Here is a 22,763-nt window from a genome sequence, read left to right on the forward strand (position 1 = left end):
ACCCTAATTGAGGGTTCAGCTCGCCAGCATCATGACGCCGAGCGCAGCGGCGACGACCGCGACGACACCCCAGGTCAGGACGCCGGACAGCACCGTGAGCATCACCACACCGAGCAGCAGGAGGACCACGAAGGCCACCGCGCCGGTGATCGCGACCGTCCCGGAGCTGTCCGTGCGGTCCCGTGCCTTCGCCATCAGGACCAGCACCAGCGGCAGCCCGGCCGCGGCGAGCAGGACGGTCGCGACCACGCGCCAGGTCTCCACCCGCCCACCGTAACTGTCCGGCGTGATCAGACGGCGATCACGCGTGATCAGACGGACATCAACCAGATCGCCGTTCAATCACGTGAGATCGCCGCGCAATCACGTGAGATCGCCGCGGGTCAGCTCCCGATCGGGGTCGCGGGCACGCACGGCACTGGCTTCGCGTGCGCCGGGTCGAGGGCGTTGAGGACGTGCCCGGCCGCGTTCCGGTCGGCGGCGACCCCGCCGTGCTCGGCCAGGTCCAGCGGGCAGGCGTCCTGCAGCACGATGTTCTTCACGTTCGGTCCCTTGCCGAGCCCGCTCGTGTACGGGACGACCGCTTCGTCGTAGCGGGTCACGATGTTCGTGTACGTCACGCCCGGCTGGAAGATGCCGTCGCCGCCGCGCAGCTTCGTGAGGAAGTCCGAACCGCGCAGGAACTGGCGGCACGAGCCGCAAAGCGGGTCGAGGATCCCGTTGAATCCGGGCGCCAGCCCCAGCGCACCGGCGAGTGTGTAGAGGTGAGAGGCGCCGAAAAGCGTCGTCCCGTCCCACAGCGGCGTCAGGCTGACGTACTTGTCCACTTTGGACGCGCCGTCGAGGAACTTCACGTAATAAGAAGGCATCAGCGTGCCTTCGGAGTGTCCGAGAATGTCCACCTTGGACGCACCGGTCGCGTCGAGCACCTTGTCGACGAACGCCGACAGTTCCTTCGCGCTCTGTTCCATCGGGACGAGCCCGCCGGGCTGGTAGATCGGCAGCGGCCGGCCGGGGACGCCGTAGGTGAGAGAGAAAACGCAGTACCCGTTGTTCTTGAGCAGCGGACCGAACGTCTGCCAGTTCACCGTCTGGTTGGCGCTGAGCCCGTGGGTGAGCACCACCGGATTCGGATGTCCGGTGCTCGGACGGCAGTCGAAGTCGTTCGCACCCGGTGGCGGGCCGCCGGGGGTTGCCGCCTGCGCGGGCAAGGCCGCGGCGAGGGTCCACGGAACGGGCAGCTTCTCGTCGGCGTTCGCCGGTGCAGCGCAGATCAGGGCAAGTGCCGCGGCCACGAAAGCGGCGGCGATGGACCTCGTTGTCCGCATGTCAACGTCCTATCTACTCCCGAGTAGGTGTGAAGTGAACCACATCCACGGGAAATCGGCGAACCCCTCGCGAGAGGGTTTTCCGCATGTGTGTCGGGCGCGCTCGCCGGTTTGGCTACGCTCCCGCACATGAGCGCCACCAAGTGGGAGTACGCGACCGTCCCCCTGTTGATCCACGCCACCAAGCAGATCCTCGACCAGTGGGGCGAGGACGGCTGGGAGCTCGTCACCGTGCTCCCGAACCCGACCGGCGAACAGCACGTCGCCTACCTCAAACGAGCCAAGAACTAGGGGATTGAAGCCATGACCTGGACCGATCGGCTCGCCGAACTCGGTATCGAACTCCCCGGCGTCGCCGCTCCGCTGGCGGCCTACGTGCCCGCCGTCCGCACCGGCTCGTACGTCTACACGGCCGGGCAGCTGCCCTTCGTCTCCGGTGAGCTCGAAGCGACCGGCAAGGTCGGTGCCGAGGTCAGCCCCGAAGAAGCGAAGAAATACGCGCGGACTTCGATCCTCAACGCACTCGCCGCCGTCGACTCGGTCGTCGGGATCGACAACGTCGTGCGGGTGGTCAAGGTCGTCGGGTTCGTGGCCTCCGCGGAGGGCTTCACCGGGCAGCCCGCGGTGATCAACGGCGCGTCCGAGCTGCTCGGCGAGATCTTCGGCGAGGCGGGCATCCACGCCCGCTCGGCCGTCGGGGTCTCCGAGCTGCCGATCGGGGCGCCGGTCGAGATCGAATTGATCGTGGAGGTGAAGTGATGGATCCCGACATCGAGAAGTCCTCGCACGAGCTCCTGCTCCGGCTGGCCGGACGGCTGCCGGACCAGCTCCTCTGGCGGTTCCGTGACTGGCTGGGCGAGGGCGCGATGGGCACCCTCGCGCGGACCCTGCCCAGGTCTTTGCTTAAGCACAGGATCGACCTGGACCAAACCGAGTATCGCCTGCTAGTCGCCGGGCTCATCCCGCACGGCGCCGATTGGCATCAGGTGAGTTCCACCCTGGGGGTAGACGACGTCACCGAGACCAGGTACACATTCACGCAGAGTGCGCCCGAATGGGTGAACTCCGTCGACTCTGTGTCCGTATTGATCCACGCGACGTTGCGGGGACGGCCGGATGTGGGTGAAGTGCGGCAAAGCTGGCGACACCTCGGTGTGGTCGGCGAGGGTGGGGCGAAACGAGTCCTCCTGGTCACGGCGCTCAACGGGCTGCCGAGGCTGACCGGTGAACTGCAGCGCGTCCTGCGCGTGCTGGGTGACGAGGAGCCCGGCGTCGAGGTTCTCCCGCCGAGCATCGACCTCACCGGCTATCACCGCACCGCGCTCGCCAACTCCGAGCTGGTCTGCGTGGGCGCGGTGGACACCGGAAGTCGGCTGGTCGCCGCTTAACGCTCGCACCACCAGGCGAGCCGGGAGGGAGCAGAGCAATGGTGGAGGTCCACGACGGCCCGCCCATGGACGGGTTCTCGGTGCCCCTGCGCCTGCACAACCTGTTACTGGCCCTGGCGGGTCGAATCGACGACAGTGCTTTGACCGAAGCGCGTGAGCTGATCGCGCGTGCGCACATCGACGAAGCGGTGGAGCTCACCACCGGGACCCTGATCGCGGGGAAGATCCCGGTGAGCTCGTCCGAGCAGCGTGAACTGGCACTCGTCCTCGAAATGAGCCGGTCCGACGCCACCTTGGCGAACGACCTGCTCGTCGAGGAGGACGAGTCGGTGCTCACGCACCGGTTCACCGGGGAGAACCAGCCGGAATTCGGCCTCGCCGAGGCGCTCGACCGCACCCTGCAGGTGCTGCCGGACGTCCGGTCGGTGCACGCGGTGTGGCGGAACACGCCTGCCGGAAGCGTGCCCGGCTCGCTGCCGCAGCGGGTCGTCCTGGTCGAGATCGGCCCGGAGGGCAACCCGCCTGCGGTCGCGTTCCGCGTGGACACCGCGCTTCGCCGCGCGGGCATCCGTTCGGTGGTCGAGGTCGCGGGCCCCGGTGTCGCACGGTCCGCGTATCACCAGGCCGCGTCGTCGGCCGCGAGTCCTGTCTGGGTCACGGGGAGTACCCACTCCAGTGACTTTCGATCCGAGCCGGTGACTCCGCCGCCCGCTCCCGCCCCGGCTTCCGAGCCGGTCAAGGAGCAGCCGAGCAGGCATGGGCTGCGGCCGGTCGGCAGTTCCGAGCCGATCGCACCGGTGGTGCCGATCGTGCAGCAGGCGTCCGCGGCGTCTTCGTCGACGTCGTCTTCCTCGGTGTCGTCTTCGGAGCAGGCCACGCCGCGCAAGTCTCGGGCGGAGACCCGTGCCGAGCGCACGGCGGACCTGACCCCGGCCGAGGTGGCGCAGCTGCGTCAGGCGCTCAAGGAGGACCCCGAAAAGGGTCGCGAGATCGCCACGGGCAAGCCGAGCATGCACGAGGTCGTCGAGCTGCCCGCTCTCGACCTCGACGACCCGAGCCTGAGCGAGCGCGACCGTGCGCTTCTGCGCGAGCTGCACGCCGAGCTCGCCGAACGGGAGCGCGCCGAGGCGGCGAAGATCCGGCTGAACGGGGCTTCGCGCAGCAGCGGCTCGAGCTGGTCTTCCTGACTGCTACGCGTTTCGTCCTCTGATTGCGTTGGTTGCACGCGCAACGATCGCAACCAGAGGACGAAACGCGATGTTAGGTTGCGGGTGTGGCTGAAGAACTGACATTCGACATCCCGGTGGGGGCGGGGGTGGGCACGCGCGCCAACGCCGGCGGCACGCCGGTGACGCCCAAGGACGCGGCGACCGTGATTCTCCTCCGCGACGGCGAGCAAGGCGTCGAGGTCTTCCTGCAACATCGCGTCAAGGGCATGCCGTTCGCGGGCGGGATGACCGTCTTCCCCGGCGGCGGCGTGGATTCCCGCGATGTCGACGCCTCGGTCAGCTGGGCGGGCCCGGAGCCTGCTTGGTGGGCGGAACGCTTCCGGTGCGAGGAATCGCTGGCCCGCGCCCTGGTGTGCGCGGCCGTACGGGAGACCTTCGAGGAGTCGGGCGTCCTGCTCGCGAGCCTCGGGGACTCCGTCGTCACCGACGCGACCCGGTACCACGACGCCCGCGAAAAACTGGTCTCCCGTGAACTTTCGCTCGCCGCGTTCCTGGCGGCGAACGGCCTGACGTTGCGCGCGGATCTCTTGCGCCCGTGGGCGAACTGGGTCACCCCGCCCGAGGAACCGCGCCGCTACGACACCTGCTTCTTCGTCGCCGTGCTGCCCGAAGGGCAACAGGCCGACGGTGCCACCTCCGAAGCCGTCGCCTCCGGCTGGCAGCGGCCCGAAGATGCCCTCACCGACGCCAAGGAAGGGCGCCGCATGCTCATGCCACCGACCTGGATCACGCTCGCGGAACTCGGCACCTTCGACACGGCGGCGCAGGCGCAGGCCAGCGAGCGCGAGATCGTGAAGATCATGCCGACGCTGATCCGCGACGGAGACAAGGTCCGCGTCGTCCTGGACCCGGCGTGAGCGCCCCCGCGTACGGCGTGCTGCGCCAGGTCACGCCGACGGCTTCGGTGCTGTTGGAGCACAATCCGTCGTCGATGACGTTGGAGGGCACCAATTCCTGGGTGCTGCGCGGGCCGGGAGCGGCCGGTTCCGTGGTCGTCGACCCCGGTCACGAGGACATCGAACACCTGACGCTGCTCGCCGAGATCGGCGCCGTCGAGCTGATCATCCTGACCCATCATCATCCCGACCACGCCGAGGGCGCGCCGTGGTTCGCCGAACGGGCCGGCGCTCCGGTGCGGGCCTTCGACGAGTCGCTGTGTCTCGGCGCCAAGTCCCTTGTGGACGGTGAGGTGGTCGAGGCCGGTGGCTTGCGGATTTCGGTGCTGCACACGCCAGGGCACACCGGCGACTCGATCTGCCTGCGGTCCGAGGGGCAGATCCTGACCGGTGACACCATCCTCGGCCGCGGCACCACCGTGCTGCACGACCTCGGTGATTACCTGCGCTCCCTGCGGAAACTCGTCGAGTTGCCCGAGGGAACGATCGGGCTGCCGGGGCATGGTCCCGAACTGCCCGATCTCGCCGTGACGGCACGCGAATACCTGGCACACCGGGAAGAACGGCTGGACCAGGTGCGTTCGGCACTGAAGGTCCTCGGCGCGGACGCCACCCCGCGCCAGGTCGTCGAGGTCGTCTACGCCGACGTCGACAAGGCTTTGTGGGCGCCTGCCGAATGGAGTGTGCAGGCACAGTTGGACTACCTGAGGTCGGAGGACGGCGAATGAGTGACGTCGAGGTCGAGTTCTACTGGCGGCCCGGATGCGGATTTTGCGCCGCGCTGGAGCGGCCGCTGTCGAAGAGCGGCTTCAAGGTGAAGCGGGTCAACATCTGGGAGGACCCGGACGCCGCCGCGCGCGTGCGTTCGGTGGCCGACGGGAACGAGGTCGTGCCGACGGTCTTCGTAGGCTCGAAGGCGATGGTGAACCCTTCGTTCGCGGAGATCGAGGCGGCGGTGAAGGCCGCTTCCGCCTGACCCCCGAGCGCTATAAAAGGTCCTTTCCTAGCAAAATTTGCCAGGAAAGGACCTTTTATAGCGCTTTTCAGCGGGGAAGCATCGGCATCACGTAGTACGTCAGGTCCACGTCGCCCGGCTCGACCGCCCGGATGACGCAAGCCCGCATCCCGGGCTGGATGTCGAGCCGGACCCGTTCTCCCGAGAAACCCTGGAGCGCGTCCAGCAGGTAGCGCGCCTGGAACGAGGGTGACGTCCGGCCGCCGGAGACCTCGGCCTTCAACATCTCCTCGGCGTCGCCGGTGTCCTGCTTCGAACTGGCGAGCCGCAGGTGTGCGTCGCCGACCTCCAGCGTCAGCACGCGGCGCTCGTCCGCGTAGACGCCCACCCGGCGCACCGCGGCGGCCAGCGCGTCGGCGGCGACCTCCACCGTCGTGTCCACTGTGGACGACTCGATCAGTTTCTCCGACAGGAATCCCGCGTCGAGTACGGCGGTGGTGACGGCGACGCCTGCCCAGCTCAGCCCGAATCGGGTCCCGTCGCCGTGCAGGCCGACGGTGCCCCTCGCCTGCTTCGCCGTCTCGGCCAGCAGTCCGGCCGGGACGAGGGCGTCGATCGGCTCGCCTCCGGAACGCAGCGGCAGCGTGGCCACGGCCATCCGGTACCGGTCGGACGCGGTCAGCCGCAGTTCACGGCTGAAGCTCTGGACGCGGACGCCGGTGAACATCGGCAGCGCGTCGTCCTTCGCCGCCGTGCCAGCCACGGTGCGCAACGCGGTCGCCAAAGCGGATCCGTCCACTTCGGACACCTTGGGCGGCATCTCCGGGAGTCGCAGTTCGCGGCTCAGCAGCGGAAGCGCGAAACGGCCGCCTTCCACCCGCACGGCCAGTCGCGGGCCCTCGACGACCAGGCGCACCAGGTCGTCGTCGAGCATGCGCAGCGTCTCCGCGAGCGGGCCGGCCGGGACAAGGACTTCACCGTCCGTGTGGACCGTGGCGTCACTGGTCAGGCGGACCGCTCGTTCACTGTCGCTGCCGCCGATGGTCAGGCCGTCGCGCCCGGCGCGCAGAAGCAGGCCGGATCGGGTGGACAGCAGTTTCGCGGCGGTGGAAACGGCGGAAGAGAGGGAGCGGGTGGCGGCGGTCAGGTCCATGCCCGCAAGCTAGCGGGCGGCACCGACAAGTTCCGGCGCCTCGGCGACGGCCTCGGACGGCTTCGGGCGGAAGGTGCCGCGCAGCAGCCAGACCACCGCGGCGAGCGCGAATCCGACACCGCCGGCGGCGAGGAAGGCCGCTTCGGTGCCCGCGTGCTCGACGAGGTAGCCGCTGATCGATTGCCCGAACGCCAGGCCGAGGGTCACCGCGGTGAGCACCCAGCCGAACGCCTCGGCCGCCGTGCCCTTCGGCGCGGCCATCTCGATCGCGGCCGAATGCGTCGTCGACTGGGGTGTGATGAGCGCGCCGGCCGCGAGCATGGCGAGCGCGAGACCCCAGAGTGAACCCGGCAGCGCGAGCAACGCCACCAACGCGCCGAACGCGGCCAGCAGCACCGGCAGCCGCAGGCCCATCTGCCGCGGCCACGGGCGGAGGCTGTACGCGACGCCGAACGCGACCGAACTGACCGACCACGCCGAAAGCAGCAGTCCGCCGATCGAGGTGTTCCCGGCTTCGGTGGCGGCCGCCGGGACGGCGACCTCGACGAAGCCGATCACGGCGCCGAAGCCCAGCGCGGCGAGCGCGAGCGTGCGCATCCCGGGGCTGGCCAGCGCGCCGAGCAGTTTGCCGCCCGACGACGGCGCCGGTCCCCAGGCCCGCACGGTCGGGCTCAGCGCGAACAGCACCGCGCCCGCGATCATGGTCAGCGCGCCGGTCACGATGCCGGTGCCCGCCCACGGTGCGGCGATCAGCAGACCCGCGAAACCCGGGCCGAGGATGAAGAAGACCTCCATGCTGATCGCCTCGTAGGAGAACGCGGCGTTCCGCGTCGGCCCGGCGGGCAGTAGCCGTGTCCACAGCGCCCGCGAGGCCGAACCGACCATCGGCTCGGTGATCCCGGTGCCGAAGGCGAGCGGGACCAGCACGAGCGTCGGCGCGTGCGCCTCGATCGCGAACACCAGGGCGGTCATCGCCAGTGCGAAGAGCACCGTGGTCGTCAGCAGCGGCCGCGTCGGCCCGAAGCGGTCGATGAGCCGTCCCTGCACGACCGCGCCGACCGAGACGCCGACCAGCGACCCCGCCGACACCAGCCCGGCCGAGGCGAAGGAGCCCGTCTCGCGCTGGACGTAGAGCAGCGCGGAAATGCCGATCATCGCGATCGGCAGGCGGGCGAGCAGGGACGCGATGACCGCCCCGCGGGACCCGGGCGCGGTCAGCGCGGCCTTGTAGTCGGCGAGGGAGGTGCGATGGCTCTCGGAGTGTTCGGACACAGACTGGGACACGCGTACCAGTATGACCTACTTTGGTACGCGAGTACCAGATCTCTCGCGGTAAGGTTTGTCACCCCCGCGTTCTGGGTACCTCGGACGTTGAACCGCCTCGGTTCGTCTCGATCAGGTAACAGTCGGCCGATTTTGGGTCATTCGGGGCAACAAATGGCCCCAAATGGCGTCCTTGAGAGTGAAAGAACTTGAGTTCACGGCCGACGGCCGTGGATGGTTGTACAACAGCACACAGTCTCCAGCTCCCTCCGGCGTACGGGTCGGGGCCTTGATTCCGGAGGGCGGGGAGCGCGGATCGTCGGGGGATGGTCCGCGCACAGCGAAGAGCCGGTGCGCCACGTCGGGGGTGGCGCCCGGCTCTTCGTTGTCTTTGCCGCGCGCTGACGGAAACATTTCGCAGGGCGCTGGACCGAAGTCAGGTCACGCGGGTGCCGAGGGCGCCCTACAAAATGTTGCCGTGGGCCTTCGGCCCAAAAGAGGGCGCGCGGGGTGAAGTCTCCCCGTCGCGCTGACGCGCTTCCGGGGAGACAGTCCGCCGGTCGCCTTCAGGACCCCGCCGGTCGCCTAGTGCGGCGCGTTCGGTCACCTTGCGTGGCGCGTTTAGTCCTCTGGATGCGGTAGTTGAATGCGCAACTGCCGCAAGTAGTCCTCTACTTGCGGCAGTCGCACGTGAAGCGAGGGACTAGCGGGCGCGGCGAGCCAGGCGCTCCGGGTCCAGGATCAGGACGCTCTTGCCTTCGAGCCGCAGCCAGCCACGGTGCGCGAAGTCGGCGAGAGCCTTGTTGACGGTCTCGCGCGAGGCGCCGACGTACTGGGCGATCTCTTCCTGCGTCAGGTCGTGGGTGACCCGCAGCAGACCGGCTTCCTGGCTGCCGAAGCGCTGCGCGAGCTGCAGCAGCGCGCGTGCCACGCGGCCGGGGACGTCGGTGAAGATCAGCTCGGCGACCATGTTGTTCGTCCGGCGCAGCCTACGGGCGACGACCCGCAGTAACTGCTCGGCGATCTCGGGCCGCGTGGAGATCCACTGCCGCAGTGCGGGGCGGTCCATCGTCACCGCGCGGACCTCGGTCACGGTCGTCGCGCTGGACGTCCGCGGGCCGGGGTCGAAAATGGACAGTTCGCCGAACATGTCGGACGGGCCGAAGATGCCCAGCAGGTTCTCGCGGCCGTCGGGTGACTTGCGGCCGATCTTCACCTTGCCGGATTGGATGATGTAAAGCTTGTCGCCGGGTTCACCCTCGTTGAAGATGACATGCCCGCGAGGAAACTCCACGGATTCCAAGGTCTGTGCCAGCGCCTCGGCGGCTGCCGGCTCAACACCCTGGAAAATGCCCGCTCGGGCCAGGGTTTCGTCCACCTCGGGTGCCTCCTCATCGAGAAACGACGCCGACCCCCTCGTTGCCGGGGCTCGTGTCGCCGATCACTTTTCGCGTCAGTCTAGGGCGTGCTGGCGAGATCGCCCGTCGGCTCGCCGCAGGCGCGTCCGTGCCGGGAACGATCTCGCTCGAACGTGGAGCCTAACTCCGCACGCGTCGCGCGCGTAGCCTGGCCGCCTTCCCGCCCAGCCTGCGCAGCCGGAACAGCTCGAGCGCGCGCCCGATGCCGTGCCCGTAAAGGGCCCTGACCTCGTTGGGCTGCGCCTGCTCGAGGAACTCCTCGACTTCGTTCTCCTGCACCGCGACGTGCTTGAGCCTGGTCTCCACACGTTCCATGAACAGCGCGAAGAACATGATCACCAACGGGACCAGGATGACGAACCAGACTGTCATGAGCCCTGCCCTGGGAATTCCGAAAAACTGTGCATTACTCCAGATCCTCGCTCATGGCGTCCTCGATCGAAGCGCCGAGGTGGTGCTCTGGCGTGTCGGCCGTCGACCGGTGGGTGCTCCCACTGGCTCGTCCGATGGCGCCCGTAGGCTATCGGGGTGCCTCCTGCCCCCACCAATGCCCCCCGTGCGGGGGGCAAGGGTGAAAGCCGGCTCGCGTTGGTGAGACGCGCCAGGCGGATGAAGCGTTGCCTTGACGACGAGTTCCCGGACGCCCACTGCGAGCTTGACTTCACCACTCCGCTCGAACTGCTGGTCGCGGTCGTGCTGTCGGCGCAGACCACCGACGTCCGCGTGAACCAGGTCACCCCCGCGCTCTTCAAGCGCTATCGCACCGCCGCCGACTACGCCGGCGCCGATCGCGCCGAACTCGAGGAGTACCTCCGGCCGACGGGGTTCTTCCGGGCCAAGGCGAACTCGGTGATGGGGCTGGGCGCGGCGCTCGTGGAGCGTTACGACGGCGAAGTGCCCGGCAAGCTGAAGGACCTGGTCACGCTGCCCGGTGTCGGCCGCAAGACGGCCAATGTCGTGCTCGGTGACGCCTTCGGGGTCCCCGGGATCACCGTCGACACCCATTTCGGCCGCCTGGTCCGCCGCTGGGGCTGGACCGAGGAGGAGGACCCGGTCAAGGTCGAGCACGCCGTCGGCGAGCTGATCCCGCGCAAGGAGTGGACGCTCCTCTCGCACCGGACGATCTTCCACGGCCGCCGCGTCTGTCACGCCCGCAAACCGGCCTGTGGCGCCTGTCCGCTGGCGAAGATGTGTCCCTCGTACGGAACCGGCCCGACGGAGTTCGAAGAAGCCGCGAAGCTGGTCAAGGGTGAGGAACGCGAGCACATCCTGGACCTGGCGGCGCGCCGGTGACCAAGGTCACCAAGCTGGCCCTCGGCGCCGCCGTGCTGGTGGTGGCCCTGATCGTCGCGCTGCTCACGGCCCGTGACGGCCAGGGGCCGGTCAAGACGTCGGGTGACCTCACGGCGGCCCGTGCGAAAGCCGCGCTCGCCGCTTGCCCGCCGCCCGGACCGGGCGAGGTGGCGAAGCTGCGCGGGGTCGACGTCGAATGCCTCGGCGACGGCTCCCGCGTCGACCTCGCCAAGGCGCTTTCGGGCGGTCCCGTGCTGGTCAACCTGTGGGCGTCGTGGTGCCAGCCGTGCCGCGGCGAGCTGCCCTTGCTTCAGGAGTACGCGGCTCGGCCCGGTGCTGCCCGCGTGCTTCTCGTCCAGGTTGCGAGCTCCGGGGCCGACGGGCTGGCGATGCTGGCCGAGCTGGGTGTCCGGCTGCCTTCCGTGTTCGACGGTGACGGGCAGTCAGGGCCGGTGCGGACGGCACTGAAGGTCCCTTCCTCCCTCCCCGCGACGTACCTGGTCACGGCGGGCGGGGACGTCCGGCTCATCGAGAACCCACGCGTCTTCATGAACACTGAGCAGGTGCGAGCCGCAGTGGAAGGGACACCATGACCGGCCCTCTCGTGGACCCGGAGGCCGTGCCGGCCTGGCTGCAACCGCTGGTCAAGATCAGCCGGGACGTCGGCGCCGAAACGTTCAGCCGGTTCAGCGTGCCGCCGAACGCGAGCTATCGCCCGGCGTCCGTGCTGATGCTCTTCGGCGAGGGCCCGGAGGGGCCCGACGTCCTGCTCCAACGCCGAGCCGACACCCTCGGCTCACACGCCGGTCAGGTCGCCTTCCCCGGTGGAGGCGCCGAGCCGGGCGATGACGGGCCGGTCGCCACCGCCCTGCGCGAAGCGGAGGAGGAGACCGGCGTCGAGCCCTCCGGCGTGCTGCCGGTGGCGATCTTCCCCGAACTTTTCGTGCCGGTGTCCGGCTTCGCCGTGACGCCGGTGCTCGCCTACTGGCGGACGCCGTCCCCGGTGCACGCCGTCGACCCCGGCGAGACGGCGGCGGTGGCCAGGGTGCCGGTCGCCGAACTCACCGATCCGGCCAACCGGTTCCAGGTCGAACGCAAGGGTTTCGGCTGGAAGGGGCCGGCGTTCGACGTCGGCGGCCTGTTCGTCTGGGGTTTCACGGGCGGGCTGCTCGCGATGACGTTGTCGCTCGGCGGCTGGGAACGCGAATGGGACCACGGCGACGTCCGGGACCTTGACGTAGCGTTGGCCGAACATCAGGCGCGGGTCGACGGGCGGCAAGTGCCGGAGAAGGAGTAGGCGCCGTTGAACTGGGTTGACGTACTGGTGATCCTGCTCGCCCTCCTGGCCGGTGTGTCCGGCGCGTTCCAGGGGGTGATCATCGCCCTCCCCTCGCTGGTCGGGGTGGTGCTCGGCGCGCTCGCGGGGATCAAGATCGCGCCGCTGGTCGTCGAACTGTTCCAGCATCCGGCGGCGAAGGTCGCCTTCGCGGTGGCGACCGTGGTGTTCCTGGTCGCGCTCGGCGAGACCCTCGGCGTCTGGACCGGCCGGAAGCTGCGCCAGAAGATCAACCCGGACAAGCTTTCCGGCGTCGACAAGACCCTCGGCGCGGTGGTGCAGGCCGCGGTGGTGTTCGTGGTCGCGTGGCTGATCGCGACGCCGCTCACGGCGGTCTCCGGGGTGCCGGGGCTGGCGAAGTCGATCAACAGCTCGGTCGTGCTCGGCGGCGTCAACGACGTCATGCCGGAGGCGGCACAGGGCTTCCCGAGCGAACTGCGCAAACTGCTGGACGCGTCCGGCTTCCCGTCCATTGTGGACCCGTTCCAGAAGCCGAACGTCCAGGACACCAGCCCGCCGGACACCGCGCTGCAGGCGAGCGAGATCGTCAAACAGGTGCACGGCAGCGTCGTGAAGATCCGGGGCAACGCGACTTCGTGCTCCCGTGCGCTGGAGGGCAGCGGATTCGTCATCGCGCCGCAGCGTGTGATGACCAACGCGCACGTCGTCGCGGGCACCGACGAGGTCGCCATCGAGTCCACTTCGGGCAAGTTCGCGGCGCGCGTCGTCTACTTCGACCCCGAAGCCGACGTCGCCGTGCTCGCCGTGCCGAGGCTGCAGGCGGCGGTGCTGCCGTTGGCGCCGCGGGTCGCGCGGGCAGGCGACAACGCGATCGTGCTCGGCTACCCGCTCGACGGCCCGTACACCGCGACGCCCGCCAGAGTGCGTGGCCGGATCAACCTGCGCGGACCGGACATCTACGAGGCCAACACCGTGCAACGCGACGTCTTCACCGTGCGCGGGCAGGTCCGCAGCGGTAACTCCGGCGGTCCGATGATCGACCCGGACGGGCAGGTCATCGGGGTGGTCTTCGGCGCGGCCGTCGAGGATCCGGAGACCGGGTTCACGCTGACGTCCGAACAGGTCAAGCCGGTGGTGGACACGGCTCCGGCGCTGAGCGCGAACGCGTCGACCGGTCCCTGCGCGAACTAGCCTCTTCTCACGCCTTGCGCGAGGGGGGTCAGGAGACGCGGAGGAAGTCCAGCAGAGCGCCCGACGTGCGCTCCGGCGCCTCCAGATGCGGAAAGTGCCCGATGCCGGGCCAGCGCTCGAGTCGCGCGTCGGGCGCCCAGCGCCGCGACGCCGCCGCTGTCTCGGGCAGGACGCATCGATCGTCCTCGCCGTGCAGCTGCAGTACTCGGGCGGCGAAGCGGCCTCGTAGCGCGTCGCTGAACCGGCGACCTTCGCCGCGGAACTGTGCGCGGAACGCCCATCGGTAGTACTCGAGCGCGCTGTGCGGCACGCCCGGCACGAGCATCGCCTGCCGGAACGTCCCCACCGTTTCGGCGAAGTCCGAAGTTTTCGTCCATTGTGGACCGGACCAGGCGCGGAACAGCTCCTCGACGGCGAGTGCGTCGTCCTTGACCAGCCATTTTTCCGGCGCCATCGGTACCTGGAAGCGTAAGAGATGTCCCGACGCGCGCAGTTGCGCCGGCTGTCGCACGGCCCGGCGCAACGCCAGCGGATGCGCGCCGCCCAGCACGCTGACCGAGGAGACCAGCCGGGGATGCAGCGCGCCGACCGTCCATGCGAGCATGCCGCCCCAGGCATGTCCGACGAGGTGGGCCTTGCGCGCGCCCAGCGACTTGATCAGCCCGCCGACGTCGCCGGCGAGCGTCCAGGCGTCGTAGCCGCGCGGGGGTTTGTCGGAGTCGCCGTACCCGCGCAGATCCACCGCGACCGCGCGGAAACCGGCGTCGGCGAGCGGCCTCAGCTGGTGGTGCCAGGTCCACCAGAACTCGGCGAACCCGTGCAGCAGCAGGACCATGGGTCCCTCGCCGAGTTCGGCGACATGCAGCCGGATGCCGTTCGCCGAGACGTCACGATGGGTCCACGGACCGTCGATCCGGACGATCGACGGATCCGGCGTCGCCTGCACCGCCTCGAAAACCCGTCAGCTGTGGTCGGCGGGCGAGTCGTCGTGCCGGGGCTTGAACGCGGCGGCCGTGTCCTTGAAGCTGTTGATCGTGCGCTCCGGCGCCTTGATCTTCTTCACCTTGCGGTAGCCGAGGAACCCCGCGACCGCGGTCGAGACGAGCATCAGCCCGAACACGATCAGGAACGCCGCCCAGCGCTGCAGGAACTCCGACAGCAGTTCGCCGAGGAAGAAAAAGAAGAAGAACGAGCTGTACAGCCCGATGACCAGCGCGACCAGGAAGAAGATGGCGCCCTTGAGGCCCTTCTTCGCCTCCGCGACGACCTCGGATTTGGCCAGCTCGACCTCGGCGCGGATCAGCGTCGAGACGTGCTGTGTGGCATCGCCGACGAGCTTCCCGAGGGACTGCTCGCTCGCTACCACGTCGTCATCGCTCGACAGGGGGAGGTAGGGCACGGCCCCCACGCCGTCGGGGCCGGTGCGTTCGTGCTTGGGGCTGCTCACACCGGTCATCGTGCCACGTGCCCTCATCCCGGGCGCGGCGGACCGGCGAGTGTCGCGCTCTCAATCGTCCCGGGCATGCACCCGGCTGCGGTGCACGAGCATCGCGGCGGCCGAAAGCGAGGCGATGGCGGAAGCGATCAAGACCGCCGTCTTCGCCAGTTCGACGGCCTCCCCGTCGAGCGCGAGATCGGCGATCAGCAGGCTCACGGTGAACCCGACCCCGCCGAGCATCGACAACGCGCCGATGTCCCGCCAGCCCATCCCGCGAGGTTTTTCCGCGAGCTTGAACTTCACCGCGAGCAGGCTGGCGCCGAAGATGCCCACGAGCTTTCCGCCGACCAGCCCGATCAGCACGGCCAGCGGCAGCGCCGTGGTGAACACCGAGCCGAGCGATTCGGCGTTCACGGTGATCCCCGCGGCGAACAGCGCGAAGAGCGGTACGGCCACGGCGGCCGACCACGGCTGCAGCCGGTGTTCGAGCCGGATCGCGGGGGCGTGCTCCTCGCCTTCGTCGGCGCGGACGCGGGTGAGCAGGCCGAGCGCGACGCCGGCGATGGTGGCGTGGACACCGGCCGAGTGCACCGCGACCCAGGTGATCAACGCCAGCGGGACGTAGATCCAGGCGCTGCGGACGCGGCGGTGCTGCAGATAGGCGTAGAGCGCGAGGGCGAGGACGGCGACCCCCGCGGCGACGAGGTCGAATTTCGCGGTGAACAGGATCGCGATGACGAGGATCGCGCCGAGGTCGTCCACCACCGCCAGTGACAGCAGGAAGACCCGGGCGCTGCTCGGCAGGTTCGACGCGGTCAGCGCCAGCACACCCAGCGCGAACGCGATGTCGGTGGCGACCGGGATGGCCCACGCGCGGTCGATCCCCGGCGTCCCCCAGCCGACGGCGAGCGCGACCAGCGCCGGGACGATCATGCCGCCGATCGCGGCCACCACCGGCAGGATCGCCTGCTTGAACCGGGAAAGTTCGCCGACGACCAGTTCGCGTTTGAGTTCGAGGCCCGCGACGAAGAAGAACAGCGCGAGCAGACCGTCCTTCGCCCAGTCGCCGATGGTCAGATTCAGGTGGAGGAATTCGGGGCCGAGCCGGAAGTCGCGAATCGCGCGGTAAATGTCGTCAATGGGCGAATTCGCCCAGAGCAAGGCGATCGCGGTGGCCCCGAGCAGGATCATCCCGCCGGTGGTTTCGGTGCGGAGATAGCGGGCGAAGTCGGCGACGACGGCTTTCGCGGGGCGGGTGGGACCGCTGGTCACGGCATCCTCCGGTGTTCGGCAACGACGAATACTGTTGCCGACCAGACTTCCCGGCGCACCTTGACACGATTTTAACGCCTCTAGCTGGGGAAATCGCGCCTTCATGACTGTTGCCACAAGATCGCTACGGACGTCGGTGTCCCGTCCACATCATGGGCTTCTAGCATGTCAGCTGAAAACGACAACGATGTCTTCGATAAGGACGGCATGGTGAGTACCTCTACCGAGGTCCAACAAGACACGAGGTTCTTCGGGCACCCACGAGGGCTGGCGAACCTCTTCGGCGTCGAGATGTGGGAGCGATTCTCGTTCTACGGGATGCTCGGCATCCTCCCCATCTACCTCTACTACGAAGTCAGCCAGGGCGGCCTGGCGTTGCCGAAGGCCTCCGCGCTCGGCATCGTCGGCGCGTACGGCGGCATGGTCTACCTCTCGGCGGTGATCGGCGCCTGGGTCGCGGACCGCGTGCTCGGCTCCGAACGGACGCTGTTCTACAGCGCGATCCTGATCATGGTCGGGCACATCAGCCTCGCGCTGCTGCCGGGTCTGGCCGGTATCGGCGTCGGCCTCGTCTGTGTCGCCGTCGGCAGTGGCGGGCTGAAGTCCAACGCCACCGCCATCGTCGGCACGCTGTACGCGGAAGGCGACGAGCGCCGCGACGGCGGTTTCACCATCTTCTACATGGGCGTGAACATCGGTGGCTTCGTCGGGCCGCTGCTGACCGGCCTCGCGCAGAGCGAGATCGGCTTCCACGTCGGCTTCGGGCTCGCCGCCATCGGGATGGCGCTCGGCCTGATCCAGTACACGATCGGCCGCAAGAACCTCGGCGACAAGGCGAGCGAGATCCCGAACCCGCTGCCCGCGTCGCAGCGTCCGGTGGTCTACGCCGCCACCGCGGTGGGTGTCGCGGCGATCGTGCTGCTCGTCGTCTTCGGTGTCATCAACCCGGCCAACCTGGTCGACATCGTCGTCGGTGCCGTCGCGGTCATCTCGGTCATCTACTTCGTGGTGATCATCAGCAGCAAGAAGATCACCGCCGACGAACGCAGCCGGGTGTACTCGTTCATCCCGATGTTCATCGCCAGTGCGGCGTTCTTCTCGCTGTACCAGCAGCAGTTCACCGTCGTCGCGGCCTACACCGACGAGCGGCTGAACCGCACCATCTTCGGGTGGGAGATGCCGGTGGCGTGGGTCAACTCGATCAACCCGGTGTTCATCATCCTGTTCGCGCCGGTGATCGCGGCGATCTGGACGAAACTCGGTTCGCGGCAGCCGTCGTCGCCGATCAAGTTCGTCCTCGGCACGGTCGCCATGGGTGTCGCGTTCCTGCTGTTCCTCCCGATGGTCGGCAGCGGCAAGAACGCGAGCCCGCTGCTCGCGCTGGCAGGCATCCTGTTCGTGTTCACCATGGCGGAGCTGATGCTTTCGCCGGTCGGTCTCTCGCTTTCGACCAAACTCGCGCCGGAGGCGTTCCGGACGCAGATGGTGGCGCTGAACTTCCTGTCCATTTCGCTCGGCACCGCGATGTCCGGAAAGCTCGCCGAGTACTACACAGTGGACGACGAAGCGCCGTACTTCAGCATCGTCGGCGGCGTGGCCATCGTGGTCGGTGTGGCGCTCCTGGTGGCGACGCCGATGATCCGCAAGCTCATGAAGGGCGTTCACTGACGCGCTTCACGCCGCACTGACGAGCGATCCTCGAACGTGCGATGAAAGGCCCCTTCATTGCGAAATTTGCGATGAAGGGGCCTTTCGTCGCATGTGGGTGCCTACGCCACCGTCGTCCCGAAAAGCACACCGACGTAGTACGTCACCACCATCGTCAGCGCGCCGACGCCGACGTTCCGCGCGATCGCCCGGCCGATCCGGGCGTCGCCGAGTTTCGCGCTGATGAAACCGGTCAGCGCCAGCCCGACCACCACCGCCGCCGCGCACGCCCAGACCCGCGCCGAAGTCGGCGTCCACAGGATCGACAGCAACGGCAGCAGGGCACCGGCGGTGAACGCCACCAGCGACGCCCACGCCGCCTGCCACGGACTGGTCAGATTGTCCGGATCGATGCCGAGTTCGGCCTCCGCGTGTGCCTGCAGGGCGTCCTTTTCGGTCAGTTCCCGGGCGACCTCGGCGGCGAGTTCCGGGGAAAGCCCCTTCGACTCGTAGATTTCCGCGAGTTCGCGTTCTTCGGCCTCGGGCATCTCTTTCAGTTCGCGCTTTTCCAGCCGCAACTGCGCGCGTTCGGTATCGCGCTGGGTGCTCACCGAGACGTATTCGCCGCCCGCCATCGAAAGCGCGCCCGCGACCAGGCCCGCGATTCCCGCCGTCGCGATCGTGGTGGAGTCGGTGGTCGCGCCCGCGACGCCGACCACGATGCCGGCGACCGACACGATCCCGTCGTTCGCCCCGAGTACCCCGGCACGCAGCCAGTTCAGCCTGCCGCCGAGGCCGGTGTGCGGTTCGTGCGGATGCGCCGCCGATTCATCGGAGATGGTTTCGGTCACCTATTCAGTGAAACACGAAGAACGGGAATCGGCGAGAGGAAAACCCTTCGGTTGATGCTAGGCAAACCTTATTCATTATTGCCTTACCTAACTCTTCGGCTAAGTTGTGCCCATGGCCGAGATGGTGGTCCTGATCGGGCTTCAGGCGTCCGGGAAGACGACGTTCTTCCAGCGGATGTTCGCGGGCACGCACGTCCACGTCAGCAAGGACACCTTCCCCAACGCCCGCCGCCCGCAGGCGCGGCAACTGAGGATGCTGGCCGAGGCACTCGGCGAGGGACGATCGGTGGTGGTCGACAACACCAATCCTTCAGCGGAGGAGTGGGCGCCGCTGATCGAGGTGGCGAGGCGGCACGGCGCGACTGTCGCCGGGTACTGGTTCCCGCCCGACCTGGCCGGGTCGAAGCGGCGCAACGCGCTCAGAGCAGGAAAAACCCGGGTGCCGGACGTCGGTCTGTATGCCACGCTCAAGCGCCTGCGGCCGCCTGGCGCCGAGGATGGGTTCGACGAGCTGTACACCGTCGGTTTCGACGGCGATGGCGGTTTCGTCGTGGAGCGGAGGTGACTGTGGAGGCCGTCGGTTTCGAGGCGCGGCAACGCGAACGGGAGTGGTTTCACGGCCTGACCGTGCCGCCGGGTTCGTGGACGGTGCTCCGCGTGGACGGCCGCGGATTCTCCAAGTTCACCGAAGCGCGTTTCGAGAAGCCGTTCGATCCGCGATTCAGCGCGTTCATGGTCGAGACGGCTCAGGCGTTGATGGCGGAATTCGCCGCGCCGTACGTCTATACCGAGAGCGACGAGATCTCGATCCTGCTCGACCCCGCCGCCGGCCTGTTCGGCCGCGGTGTCGAGAAGCTCGTGTCGATCTCCGCCGGGGTCGCGTCGGCGGCGTTCACGCACGCGGCCGGGGTGCCCGCGCACTTCGACGGGCGGATCTGGCTCGGCACGACGCCGGACGACGTCGTCGACTATTTCTCGTGGCGTCAGTCGGACGCGACGCGGTGCGCGCTCAACGGCTGGTGCTACTGGACCCTGCGCAAGACCGGGAAATCGGCGCGAGAAGCGGGCAATGTCATCGAGGGCGCCGGCATCCCCGAGAAGAACGAGCTGCTCTACTCGCACGGCATCAACTTCACCGAACTTCCGGCCTGGCAGCGGCGCGGCGTCGGGCTGTACTGGGAGACCTACGAGCGCACGGGGTTCGATCCGGTGCGTGAACGGGAGGTCGCCGCGACCCGCCGCCGCGTCCGCGTCGAGCGCGAGTTGCCGATGAAGGACGAGTACCGCGCCTTCCTCGGCGGACTGCTTCAGCCGATCGGTTCGGGCAGCCGCCGCACCCGATAGGCGAGGTCGATCGTCTCCCCGGTCGCCGGATCGCCCAGTTCCACGCGCCAGGAGTCGGCGAACTGGTCGACGCCGTGCACCATCGGGATCGTCCCGGAGATCAGCACGGTGCCAGGGGCGTGCAGGCCGCGTTCGCGCAGCACGTCCAGCCAGTACGACGGAGGCAGCAGTTCCGCGAGTTTTCCTTGCTGGATCAGGGTTTCCCCGGCCCAGGCGGACAGCGTGAGGTCGTCGAGCCGGTCCTGGACGTCGACGAGGCGCCAGGCCTTGGCGGCGAGGACGTCGGGTCCGGCGTTCTTGCTCCACGCGACACCGTGCGCTTCGAGCGCGCGGTCGGTGTGGTCGCAGGCGGCGGTCAGGAGGACGTCCTCGGGTGCGGGGCCGGTGATGACGATGGCCCATTCGGCCTCGCCGGAGGTCCGCTCGTGCTGCACGGCGACCTCTTCGGTCTGGCTCGCCAGGTACGGCGCGACCGGGTAGAGCGCCGGGATCACCGAGGGCGCGGGGACGCCGAGTTCGGCCAGTTCGGCCACGTGGGCGGCGACGTCCTCCTGGCTGCGACCGGCGTATCCGGCGTTCAGCAGCGTGTGGACCTCGGTCCGCCGCTCCTGGCCGTCGGGAAGGGTGAAACGCAGCTCAGGCATCTGTCCTCCGAGATTGGGGGTTGCGCATACGCCTTGTATACAAGGAGTATATCCGCAATTCAACCCCTCCCGGCGGGGTTGAGGACCTCGAACGGACGGGATGTGGACATGACTTCACCAGCCGGTGACCGGCGCTCGTTGCACAAGGCCTTCGCGGCCAGCCTCTCGGGAACAGCGCTCGAGTGGTACGACTTCGCGGCCTACTCGGTGGCGGCCGCGACGATCTTCGGGCACCTCTTCTTCCCCTCGGAGGACCAGCTCGCGAGCACGATGGCGGCGTTCTCCACCTACGCGGTCGGCTACCTCGCCCGGCCGCTCGGCGGGTTCCTCTTCGGACGCCTCGGCGACGTGCTGGGCCGCAAGCGCATCCTGGTCATGACGCTCGTGCTCACCGGTGTCGCGACGTTTCTCATCGGTGTCCTGCCCACGTACGAGACCATCGGCGGCTTCGCGGCCGTACTGCTCGTCGCGCTCCGGTTCGCGCAGGGTGTCGGCATCGGCGGTGAGTGGGGTGGCGCCGTCCTGCTGTCGAGTGAGTTCGGGGATCCGAACAAACGTGGGTTCTGGGCATCGGCCGCGCAGATCGGTCCGCCGGCCGGCAACCTGCTCGCGAACGGTGTGCTGGCCGTCCTCGCCGCGCTGCTCACCGAGGACCAGTTCACCAGCTGGGGCTGGCGGATCGCGTTCCTGCTGTCGGGTGCGCTGGTCGGCTTCGGCCTGTGGATCCGGCTCAAGCTGGAGGAAACGCCGGTCTTCAAGCAGATCCAGGAACGCGGTGAGCGTTCGTCGGCGCCGATCTCCGAGGTCTTCCGCACCGAACGCCGCGCGCTGGTCGCGGCCGTGCTGATCCGTGTCTGCCCGGACGTGCTGTACGCGCTGTTCACCGTCTTCGTCCTCACCTACGTCACCACGCACACCGGCCTCTCGCGCGGCGCCGGGCTGGCCGCGGTGATGATCGGTTCGGCCTTCCAGCTGGTGCTGATGCCGCTGTTCGGCGCGCTGTCGGACCGGATCTCGCGGCGCAAGATGTACCTGTTCGCGACCATCGCGGCCGGGATCTGGCCGTTCGTGTTCTTCCCGATGGTCAGCGGCGGTTCGTTCGTCATGCTGGTGACCGGGATCGTGCTCGCGCTGGTCATCCATGCCGCGCTCTACGGACCGCAGGCCGCGCTCGTCACCGAGCAGTTCTCGCCGCGTCTGCGCTACACCGGCAGTTCGCTGGCCTACACCCTCGCCGGTGTCATCGGCGGGGCGCCCGCGCCGTTGCTGCTGACGGCGTTGCTCGCGGGTTACGGGACCTGGCTCGCGATCGGCGTCTACCTGCTCGCGACGGCCGTCGTCAGCATCATCGGCGTCGTCCTCGCTCGCGACCCGGACCGTGAGGAGGTCCTGGAGCCGGCGCGATGACCTGGATATCAGTGTCCACAGTGGAGGGTCTGCGCTGATCGGCGGGTAAAAGAAACCGGGGCGGACACTGATATCCAGCGTCCGCCCCGGTCGGGAGGAAAGTCTTACGCGTCCAGCTCGGCCAGCGCCAGCTTCGCCTTCTCCAGCTCGGCTTCGAGCTGGGCGACCTTGGCGGCCTGCAGCTCACGTGCGGCGTTGATGACCTCGTCGATCGGGCCGGACAGGTCCGCGTGCAGCTCCTTGGCGGCGCGGGACACGGCGGCGGCCGGGATCTCCAGGCCCTTCGCGACCCACTTGGCGCCGTTCTTGAGCTCGGCCTGCCACTCGCCGTCGGCGGTGCCGGTGACCGTGAGCGTCAGCTCGACGGTGCGGGTCTTCTTGGCCGTGGTGGCGACCTTCGGGCGGCCACGCTTGGGCTTGGGGGACTCCGCCGCCTGCTCGTCGGAAGCCGGGGCCTCGTCGGACTTCGGGGCGTCGGTCGTTTCGGGAGTCTCGGCCTTGGACTCGGCCGGGGTCTCGGTGGCCTCCGCCTGCGGCGTCGAGTCGACGGGCGCTTCGGTAGCCGCTTCTTCGGACGCGGCGTCAGTGCGCGTCAAGGCATCCACGGTCATCGTCGGTGTCGTCTCCTTGCCCGGGTATGGGGTGGTACCCGGCACATCCTAGAACAGGCGTTCGAGTGATGCGCGCTGGGGTGTGCTAAGGCGTGTCGGACGCCAGGAAAGGTCCTTTCCTCGCAAAATTTGCGAGGA

27 protein-coding genes are annotated in these 22,763 nt (G+C 68.6%); 15 read left to right on the forward strand and 12 right to left on the reverse strand.

Features of this window, described 5'->3' with window-relative positions:
• Window positions 1-15: 15 nt before the first annotated feature.
• On the reverse strand, window positions 16-264 hold the full coding sequence (locus ACZ7KI_RS08750; protein WP_470272671.1) for a hypothetical protein: 249 nt from the start codon (window positions 262-264) through the stop codon (window positions 16-18).
• A 119-nt stretch (window positions 265-383) separates the two neighbouring features.
• Window positions 384-1,328 carry an esterase/lipase family protein gene (locus ACZ7KI_RS08755; protein WP_470272568.1) on the reverse strand — a complete coding sequence of 315 codons (945 nt, stop codon included), beginning with the start codon at window positions 1,326-1,328 and terminating at the stop codon, window positions 384-386.
• Window positions 1,329-1,457: 129 nt separating this feature from the next.
• Between ACZ7KI_RS08755 and ACZ7KI_RS08760 the strand changes: the two genes are divergently transcribed.
• The 7 genes from ACZ7KI_RS08760 to ACZ7KI_RS08790 all read left to right on the forward strand — a co-directional run bounded on the left by ACZ7KI_RS08760 (window position 1,458) and on the right by ACZ7KI_RS08790 (window position 5,817).
• Entirely contained in the window at window positions 1,458-1,619 is a 162-nt protein-coding gene (locus ACZ7KI_RS08760) for a DUF4177 domain-containing protein (protein ID WP_005166970.1), read from the forward strand.
• 12 nt (window positions 1,620-1,631) lie between these two features.
• Window positions 1,632-2,087, forward strand: a complete 456-nt coding sequence (locus ACZ7KI_RS08765; RefSeq protein ID WP_044853655.1) for a RidA family protein — start codon at window positions 1,632-1,634, stop codon at window positions 2,085-2,087.
• Complete coding sequence (locus ACZ7KI_RS08770; RefSeq protein ID WP_037318589.1) at window positions 2,087-2,716, forward strand: hypothetical protein; 630 nt, start codon at window positions 2,087-2,089, stop codon at window positions 2,714-2,716. The genes ACZ7KI_RS08765 and ACZ7KI_RS08770 overlap by 1 nt, the downstream gene beginning before the upstream one ends.
• 38 nt (window positions 2,717-2,754) lie before the next feature.
• The gene (locus ACZ7KI_RS08775) at window positions 2,755-3,903 is read left to right on the forward strand and encodes a hypothetical protein (protein WP_470272569.1); all 1,149 of its coding nucleotides are present in this window, start codon (window positions 2,755-2,757) and stop codon (window positions 3,901-3,903) included.
• An 86-nt stretch (window positions 3,904-3,989) separates the two neighbouring features.
• A complete protein-coding gene (locus tag ACZ7KI_RS08780) occupies window positions 3,990-4,802 on the forward strand; it encodes an NUDIX hydrolase (RefSeq protein WP_470272570.1) in 813 nt (270 codons plus the stop codon).
• Window positions 4,799-5,569: an MBL fold metallo-hydrolase gene (locus ACZ7KI_RS08785; protein WP_470272571.1), complete on the forward strand. Its 771-nt coding sequence runs from the start codon at window positions 4,799-4,801 to the stop codon at window positions 5,567-5,569. The genes ACZ7KI_RS08780 and ACZ7KI_RS08785 overlap by 4 nt, the downstream gene beginning before the upstream one ends.
• Window positions 5,566-5,817: a glutaredoxin domain-containing protein gene (locus ACZ7KI_RS08790; protein WP_470272572.1), complete on the forward strand. Its 252-nt coding sequence runs from the start codon at window positions 5,566-5,568 to the stop codon at window positions 5,815-5,817. Before ACZ7KI_RS08785 ends, ACZ7KI_RS08790 begins: the two co-directional genes overlap by 4 nt.
• Window positions 5,818-5,884: 67 nt before the next feature.
• On the opposite strand, the gene dnaN is transcribed toward ACZ7KI_RS08790, so the two are convergent.
• The 4 genes from dnaN to ACZ7KI_RS08810 form a co-directional block, all read right to left on the reverse strand.
• Complete coding sequence (gene dnaN, locus ACZ7KI_RS08795) at window positions 5,885-6,949, reverse strand: DNA polymerase III subunit beta (protein ID WP_470272573.1); 1,065 nt, start codon at window positions 6,947-6,949, stop codon at window positions 5,885-5,887.
• Window positions 6,950-6,958: 9 nt separating this feature from the next.
• Window positions 6,959-8,233 (reverse strand): MFS transporter, encoded by a 1,275-nt coding sequence (locus ACZ7KI_RS08800; RefSeq protein WP_470272574.1) that lies wholly within the window; start codon window positions 8,231-8,233, stop codon window positions 6,959-6,961.
• Window positions 8,234-8,915: 682 nt separating this feature from the next.
• Window positions 8,916-9,590 carry a Crp/Fnr family transcriptional regulator gene (locus tag ACZ7KI_RS08805; RefSeq protein ID WP_003081747.1) on the reverse strand — a complete coding sequence of 225 codons (675 nt, stop codon included), beginning with the start codon at window positions 9,588-9,590 and terminating at the stop codon, window positions 8,916-8,918.
• A 160-nt stretch (window positions 9,591-9,750) separates the two neighbouring features.
• Window positions 9,751-10,002 (reverse strand): hypothetical protein, encoded by a 252-nt coding sequence (locus tag ACZ7KI_RS08810; RefSeq protein ID WP_005166943.1) that lies wholly within the window; start codon window positions 10,000-10,002, stop codon window positions 9,751-9,753.
• 237 nt (window positions 10,003-10,239) lie between these two features.
• Between ACZ7KI_RS08810 and nth the strand changes: the two genes are divergently transcribed.
• The 4 genes from nth to ACZ7KI_RS08830 are packed head-to-tail and all read left to right on the forward strand — an operon-like array spanning window position 10,240 to window position 13,411.
• Window positions 10,240-10,923: an endonuclease III gene (gene nth, locus ACZ7KI_RS08815; protein WP_470272575.1), complete on the forward strand. Its 684-nt coding sequence runs from the start codon at window positions 10,240-10,242 to the stop codon at window positions 10,921-10,923.
• Window positions 10,920-11,516 (forward strand): TlpA family protein disulfide reductase, encoded by a 597-nt coding sequence (locus tag ACZ7KI_RS08820; protein ID WP_470272576.1) that lies wholly within the window; start codon window positions 10,920-10,922, stop codon window positions 11,514-11,516. The genes nth and ACZ7KI_RS08820 overlap by 4 nt, the downstream gene beginning before the upstream one ends.
• Complete coding sequence (locus ACZ7KI_RS08825) at window positions 11,513-12,220, forward strand: NUDIX hydrolase (RefSeq protein WP_465506214.1); 708 nt, start codon at window positions 11,513-11,515, stop codon at window positions 12,218-12,220. The genes ACZ7KI_RS08820 and ACZ7KI_RS08825 overlap by 4 nt, the downstream gene beginning before the upstream one ends.
• A 6-nt stretch (window positions 12,221-12,226) precedes the next feature.
• Window positions 12,227-13,411: a MarP family serine protease gene (locus tag ACZ7KI_RS08830; RefSeq protein WP_470272577.1), complete on the forward strand. Its 1,185-nt coding sequence runs from the start codon at window positions 12,227-12,229 to the stop codon at window positions 13,409-13,411.
• Window positions 13,412-13,439: 28 nt separating this feature from the next.
• On the opposite strand, the gene ACZ7KI_RS08835 is transcribed toward ACZ7KI_RS08830, so the two are convergent.
• From ACZ7KI_RS08835 to nhaA, 3 genes are read right to left on the reverse strand one after another with little or no spacing between them, the layout of a single operon-like run.
• Window positions 13,440-14,357, reverse strand: a complete 918-nt coding sequence (locus ACZ7KI_RS08835; protein WP_470272578.1) for an alpha/beta fold hydrolase — start codon at window positions 14,355-14,357, stop codon at window positions 13,440-13,442.
• Window positions 14,358-14,372: 15 nt separating this feature from the next.
• Window positions 14,373-14,867, reverse strand: a complete 495-nt coding sequence (locus ACZ7KI_RS08840) for a phage holin family protein (protein WP_465506217.1) — start codon at window positions 14,865-14,867, stop codon at window positions 14,373-14,375.
• A 51-nt stretch (window positions 14,868-14,918) separates the two neighbouring features.
• On the reverse strand, window positions 14,919-16,121 hold the full coding sequence (gene nhaA, locus ACZ7KI_RS08845) for a Na+/H+ antiporter NhaA (protein WP_470272579.1): 1,203 nt from the start codon (window positions 16,119-16,121) through the stop codon (window positions 14,919-14,921).
• A 207-nt stretch (window positions 16,122-16,328) separates the two neighbouring features.
• On the opposite strand from nhaA, the gene ACZ7KI_RS08850 reads away from it, so the two are divergent.
• Window positions 16,329-17,789 carry a peptide MFS transporter gene (locus ACZ7KI_RS08850; protein ID WP_470272580.1) on the forward strand — a complete coding sequence of 487 codons (1,461 nt, stop codon included), beginning with the start codon at window positions 16,329-16,331 and terminating at the stop codon, window positions 17,787-17,789.
• Window positions 17,790-17,890: 101 nt separating this feature from the next.
• On the opposite strand, the gene ACZ7KI_RS08855 is transcribed toward ACZ7KI_RS08850, so the two are convergent.
• Complete coding sequence (locus tag ACZ7KI_RS08855) at window positions 17,891-18,619, reverse strand: VIT1/CCC1 transporter family protein (RefSeq protein ID WP_470272581.1); 729 nt, start codon at window positions 18,617-18,619, stop codon at window positions 17,891-17,893.
• 112 nt (window positions 18,620-18,731) lie between these two features.
• Here ACZ7KI_RS08855 and ACZ7KI_RS08860 point away from each other — a divergent pair, with 112 nt between their 5' ends.
• Window positions 18,732-19,184, forward strand: coding sequence for an AAA family ATPase (locus ACZ7KI_RS08860; RefSeq protein ID WP_470272582.1), 453 nt, complete (start codon window positions 18,732-18,734; stop codon window positions 19,182-19,184).
• Window positions 19,181-19,963, forward strand: coding sequence for a tRNA(His) guanylyltransferase Thg1 family protein (locus tag ACZ7KI_RS08865; RefSeq protein ID WP_470272583.1), 783 nt, complete (start codon window positions 19,181-19,183; stop codon window positions 19,961-19,963). The genes ACZ7KI_RS08860 and ACZ7KI_RS08865 overlap by 4 nt, the downstream gene beginning before the upstream one ends.
• On the opposite strand, the gene ACZ7KI_RS08870 is transcribed toward ACZ7KI_RS08865, so the two are convergent.
• Entirely contained in the window at window positions 19,927-20,607 is a 681-nt protein-coding gene (locus ACZ7KI_RS08870; protein ID WP_470272584.1) for a DUF2848 domain-containing protein, read from the reverse strand. The two genes, ACZ7KI_RS08865 and ACZ7KI_RS08870, sit on opposite strands and share 37 nt — an antisense overlap.
• A 108-nt stretch (window positions 20,608-20,715) precedes the next feature.
• Between ACZ7KI_RS08870 and ACZ7KI_RS08875 the strand changes: the two genes are divergently transcribed.
• Entirely contained in the window at window positions 20,716-22,014 is a 1,299-nt protein-coding gene (locus ACZ7KI_RS08875) for an MFS transporter (protein WP_470272585.1), read from the forward strand.
• 104 nt (window positions 22,015-22,118) lie between these two features.
• On the opposite strand, the gene ACZ7KI_RS08880 is transcribed toward ACZ7KI_RS08875, so the two are convergent.
• A complete protein-coding gene (locus ACZ7KI_RS08880) occupies window positions 22,119-22,625 on the reverse strand; it encodes a DUF6319 family protein (protein WP_465506225.1) in 507 nt (168 codons plus the stop codon).
• Window positions 22,626-22,763: the final 138 nt, after the last annotated feature.

It is taken from the genome of Amycolatopsis sp. NPDC039088 (assembly GCF_055598845.1).

What these genes read in the sequence shown, in the direction of transcription:
- ACZ7KI_RS08755 (WP_470272568.1), bottom strand. Translation starts at nt 1,328, where the DNA reads ATGCGGACAACGAGGTCCATCGCCGCCGCTTTCGTGGCCGCGGCACTT.
- ACZ7KI_RS08760 (WP_005166970.1), top strand. Translation starts at nt 1,458, where the DNA reads ATGAGCGCCACCAAGTGGGAGTACGCGACCGTCCCCCTGTTGATCCAC.
- ACZ7KI_RS08765 (WP_044853655.1), top strand. Translation starts at nt 1,632, where the DNA reads ATGACCTGGACCGATCGGCTCGCCGAACTCGGTATCGAACTCCCCGGC.
- ACZ7KI_RS08770 (WP_037318589.1), top strand. Translation starts at nt 2,087, where the DNA reads ATGGATCCCGACATCGAGAAGTCCTCGCACGAGCTCCTGCTCCGGCTG.
- ACZ7KI_RS08775 (WP_470272569.1), top strand. Translation starts at nt 2,755, where the DNA reads ATGGTGGAGGTCCACGACGGCCCGCCCATGGACGGGTTCTCGGTGCCC.
- ACZ7KI_RS08790 (WP_470272572.1), top strand. Translation starts at nt 5,566, where the DNA reads ATGAGTGACGTCGAGGTCGAGTTCTACTGGCGGCCCGGATGCGGATTT.
- dnaN (WP_470272573.1), bottom strand. Translation starts at nt 6,949, where the DNA reads ATGGACCTGACCGCCGCCACCCGCTCCCTCTCTTCCGCCGTTTCCACC.
- ACZ7KI_RS08810 (WP_005166943.1), bottom strand. Translation starts at nt 10,002, where the DNA reads ATGACAGTCTGGTTCGTCATCCTGGTCCCGTTGGTGATCATGTTCTTC.
- nth (WP_470272575.1), top strand. Translation starts at nt 10,240, where the DNA reads ATGAAGCGTTGCCTTGACGACGAGTTCCCGGACGCCCACTGCGAGCTT.
- ACZ7KI_RS08825 (WP_465506214.1), top strand. Translation starts at nt 11,513, where the DNA reads ATGACCGGCCCTCTCGTGGACCCGGAGGCCGTGCCGGCCTGGCTGCAA.
- ACZ7KI_RS08840 (WP_465506217.1), bottom strand. Translation starts at nt 14,867, where the DNA reads ATGACCGGTGTGAGCAGCCCCAAGCACGAACGCACCGGCCCCGACGGC.
- ACZ7KI_RS08850 (WP_470272580.1), top strand. Translation starts at nt 16,329, where the DNA reads ATGGTGAGTACCTCTACCGAGGTCCAACAAGACACGAGGTTCTTCGGG.
- ACZ7KI_RS08860 (WP_470272582.1), top strand. Translation starts at nt 18,732, where the DNA reads ATGGCCGAGATGGTGGTCCTGATCGGGCTTCAGGCGTCCGGGAAGACG.
- ACZ7KI_RS08870 (WP_470272584.1), bottom strand. Translation starts at nt 20,607, where the DNA reads ATGCCTGAGCTGCGTTTCACCCTTCCCGACGGCCAGGAGCGGCGGACC.
- ACZ7KI_RS08875 (WP_470272585.1), top strand. Translation starts at nt 20,716, where the DNA reads ATGACTTCACCAGCCGGTGACCGGCGCTCGTTGCACAAGGCCTTCGCG.
- ACZ7KI_RS08880 (WP_465506225.1), bottom strand. Translation starts at nt 22,625, where the DNA reads ATGACCGTGGATGCCTTGACGCGCACTGACGCCGCGTCCGAAGAAGCG.